Annotated in this window: 4 protein-coding genes; all 4 read left to right on the forward strand. The window is 77.8% G+C overall.

What is annotated here, in order from left to right:
- Nucleotides 1-1310 (forward strand): precorrin-3B synthase (cobG, locus tag M0638_RS12530; RefSeq protein ID WP_248667335.1); only part of this gene is annotated, 1310 nt, incomplete at its 5' end.
- A gap of 312 nt (nucleotides 1311-1622) precedes the next feature.
- Entirely contained in the window at nucleotides 1623-2249 is a 627-nt protein-coding gene (locus tag M0638_RS12535) for a precorrin-8X methylmutase (protein ID WP_248667336.1), read from the forward strand.
- Nucleotides 2250-2338: 89 nt separating this feature from the next.
- A complete protein-coding gene (locus M0638_RS12540) occupies nucleotides 2339-3076 on the forward strand; it encodes a precorrin-2 C(20)-methyltransferase (protein WP_282571983.1) in 738 nt (245 codons plus the stop codon).
- Between the two features lie 141 nt (nucleotides 3077-3217).
- Entirely contained in the window at nucleotides 3218-3967 is a 750-nt protein-coding gene (cobJ, locus tag M0638_RS12545) for a precorrin-3B C(17)-methyltransferase (RefSeq protein ID WP_248667338.1), read from the forward strand.
- Nucleotides 3968-4048: the final 81 nt, after the last annotated feature.

The raw sequence follows: 4048 nt of genomic DNA on the forward strand, positions 1-4048 counted from the left end.
ACCCCCCCCGCCGCGGCTGGTGTCCCAGCCTGCACGAACCCATGCCCTCCGGCGACGGCCTGCTCTCCCGCGTCAAGCCCCGCGCCGCCATCCTCCCCGCCGCCGCCGCCCGTCGCCTCGCCGCTGCGGCCGCTGCCCACGGCAATGGCTGGATCGACCTCACCACCCGCGCCAACCTCCAGATCCGTGGCCTGACCGAAGCCGGCGCCGCCCGCTTCGCCGAGGCGATGCTCGCCGCCGGCCTCGCCGACCCGGACCCGGGCATCGAGCGCCGCCGCAACCTGCTGGCGCCGCCGCTGCTCGGCCACGACCCCGCCCTCGCCCCCGGCCTGCCCGCCCTGGTCGCGGCGCTGGAGGCGGTGCTGGCCGCGCCGGACCTTGCCGCGCTGCCGGCCAAGTTCGGCCTGCTGCTGGATGGCGGCGGCGCCCTGCCGCTCGCCGGCCTGCGCGCCGACCTCGCCATCCGCACCGACGGCAGCACGGCCTGGCTGCACCCGGACGGCGCCGGCCGCGCCATCCCCTGCGCGCCCGCCGAGGCACCCGTCCTGGCCGGCCGCCTGCTGCGCGCCTTCCTGGCGCTCGCCCGCGCCGCCGACACGCCGCCGCGCCGGATGCGCGACCTCGACGCCGCCGCCCTGCTCGCCGCCTGGCCGGATGCCGCGCCGCCGGCCACGTCCCGCGCCGCCGGCCCGCCGCCGGAAGCGCCCGCGACCCGGCACCGGGACACGTCCCCGCCGCCCGCCCGCCCGGTGCCGCCGGCCTGGGCCGCGTCGGAGGCGCCGGTCGGCATCCTCCCCCTCGGCGCCGGCCGCGTGGCCTGCGGCGTCGCGCCCGCCTACGGCCAGCTCGCCGCGGAGAACCTCGCCGCGCTCGCCGACCTTGCCGACCGGTACGCGGACGGCACGCTGCGACTTACCCCCTGGCGCGTGCTGCTGCTGCCCGGCGTCGCCGCCGACGACGCGCCGGCGCTGCTGTGCGCCGCCACGGCGGCCGGCCTGATCGCCGATCCCGCCGATCCGCGCCTCGGCATCGTCGCCTGTCCCGGCGCCCCGGCCTGCGCCAGCGCCACCGTCGCCACCCGCGCCGACGCGGCGCGGCTGCTCGCCGCCGGCTTCCGCGCCCGCGCGGGCTTGCTGCACCTCTCCGGTTGCGCCAAAGGCTGCGCGCATCCGGCCCCGGCACCCTGGGTGCTGGTCGGCCGCGAGGGGGCCTACGACCTGGTGCGGGCCGGCCGTGCCGGCGACGCGCCGCTGCGCGCCGGGCTGGGCCCGGAGGCGGCGCTGGCCGGGCTGGCGGATGCCGCTTCCTAGAGCGGATCGCCGTCGGGCGGACACACCCGGCGGCGTGAATCCGCGCCGAGAACAACGAGCGACAGCGAACCGCAGTCCGGTTGGGACTGCGGTTCGCTGTGGGCGCGGGGCAGGGGCGCCGCCGCGCCGAGCAAAGGGCGGTCACGTTCCCGACCCGGGCGGCGTCGCCCGATCGGCTCTCGGGCGGCATCGCCGGATCGGGTAAGGATGCTCGCGAAGGCCGGACGGTGCGGCCGCCGCGCGCCACCACGCGCGGCGGCCGCACCGGCGAGGCGATGGAGACCGGCCGGTGCCGGCCCCTTGGGGAACGGGATGACCCACGACTACATCCGCGACGGCGCGGCGATCTACGAACGCTCCTTCGCCACCATCCGGGCCGAGGCCGATCTCGCCGGCCTCTCGCCCGCCGAGGCGCGCATCGCCGTCCGCGTCGTGCATGCCTGCGGCATGGTCGAGGTGGCGCCGCGCCTGCGCTTCTCGCCGGGATTCGCCGGGGCGGCCCGCGCCGCGCTGCTGGCCGGGGCATCGATCCTCTGCGATTCGAAGATGGTCGCGCACGGCATCACCCGCGCCCGCCTGCCGGCCGCGAACGAGGTGGTCTGCACGCTGGACGCGCCCGAGGTGCCGGAACTGGCCCGCCGCCTCGGCAACACCCGCTCGGCGGCGGCGCTGGAACTCTGGGGCGACCGGCTCGGCGGCGCGCTGGTGGCGATCGGCAACGCGCCCACCGCGCTGTTCCGGCTGCTGGAGCTGGTCGAGGCCGGCGCGCCGCCGCCCGCCGCCGTGATCGGCCTGCCGGTCGGCTTCGTCGGCGCGGCGGAATCGAAGGCGGCGCTGGCGGCGCAGGACCGGCTGCCCTGGATGATCCTGCCCGGCCGCCAGGGCGGCAGCGCCATGGCCGTCGCCGCCGTCAACGCGCTGGCCAGCGAGCGGGAATGACGCCGCCCCGCCCGCCCGCCGGCGGCCCGCCGCCCGGCCCGTCTCCCGCCAGCCCCCCTCTGGGTACGCTCCCGCTGGGTAAGTCCCCCTTGGGCACGCCGCGCCCCGGCACCCTGCATATCGTCGGCATGGGGCCTGGCGACCCGGAACTGCTCACCCTGAAGGCCGCGCGGATCATCCGCGCCGCCCCGGTCGTCGCCTGCTTCAGCAAGCGCGGCCGGATCGGCCATGCCCGCCGCATCGCCGGCGACCTGCCCGCGCCGGGCGCCGAGACGCTGAGCCTCGAATACCCCTACACCACGGAAATCCCCGTGGACGACCCGCGCTACCTGCCCGGCATCGCCCGCTTCTACGAGGAATGCGCGGAGACCCTGGCCGCGCGCCTCTCGGCCGGGCTCGACGTGGCGCTGCTCTGCGAGGGGGACCCGTTCCTCTACGGCTCCGCCATGTACCTGTTCGACCGGCTGCGCGAGCGCTTCCCGGCCGAGGTGGTGCCCGGCGTCAGCGGCATGAGCGGCTGCTGGAGCCGCGCCCTGCTGCCGATGACGCATGGCGACGACGTGCTCGCCGTGCTGCCCGGCACGCTGGACCGCGACGCCCTGGCCGAGCGGCTGCGCGGCTGCGACGCCGCCGTCATCATGAAGGTCGGCCGCAACCTGCCCAAGATACGCGCGGCCCTGGCCGATGCCGGCCTCGCCGGCCGCGCCGTCTACGTGGAGCGCGGCACGATGGCGGGCGAGCGCGTGGTGCCGCTCGACGAGCTGCCGGACGCGCCCGCGCCCTATTTCGCGCTGGTGCTGGTGCCCGGCCGGCAGCGGCCGCGATGAGGATGGGCGGCCCTGTGCACGGTCGGGCGGAGTCCGGCCTGTCCTGTCGGCAGGGAACAGTCATTCCGTCCGGGGCGCGCATGAGCGGGCGGGCTACGACATGGACAACATGAAGGCACGCGCCTTTCGGGAGAAGCGCGCATGACCGGCCGCCTCACCGTCCTCGGCCTCGGCCCCGGCGCCTCGGCGCTGCTCACCCCCGAGGCCGCCGCCGCGCTGGAAGCCGCCTCCGACCTCGTCGGCTACGCCCCCTATCTCGACCGCGTGCCGGAACGCCCCGGCCAGCGCCGCCACGCCTCCGACAACCGCGTGGAGCTGGACCGCGCCCGCCACGCCTTGGCGCTGGCCGAGGCGGGGGCGCGTGTCGCCGTGGTCTCTGGCGGCGATCCCGGCGTGTTCGCCATGGCCAGCGCGGTGTTCGAGGCGATCGAGCAGGGGCCGGCGGCGTGGCGTGCCCTCGACGTCGCGGTGCTGCCCGGCATCTCCGCCATGTTCGCCGCCGCCGCGCGCCTGGGCGCGCCGCTCGGGCACGATTTCTGTGCCATCTCGCTCTCCGACAACCTCAAGCCCTGGGATGTCGTGGAGCGGCGCCTGCGCGCGGCGGCCGGGGCGGGCTTCGTGATCGCGCTCTACAACCCGGCCTCGCGCGCGCGGCCCTGGCAGCTCGGCGCGGCCTTCGCGCTGCTGCGCGAGGTGCTGCCGGGGGAGACGCCGGTCGCCTTCGCCACCGCCGTCACCCGGCCGGACGAGCGCATCGAGCTGGCGCGGCTGGACGCGGCGGACCCGGCGCGGGTGGACATGCGGACGCTGGTGCTGGTGGGCTCGGCGGCGACGCGGCGGATCGGGCGGGACGGGGGAGGGGCGTGGCTGTACACGCCGCGCCGGGCGTGAGGCGGCGGGCTTGGGGGCATCGGGGCGCTGCCCCGGACCCCGCCAGGGGCGTTGCCCCTGGACCCCACCAAAGGGCGAAGC

The organism is Roseomonas acroporae, assembly GCF_023223525.1.
Classification (GTDB): domain Bacteria; phylum Pseudomonadota; class Alphaproteobacteria; order Acetobacterales; family Acetobacteraceae; genus Roseomonas_E; species Roseomonas_E acroporae.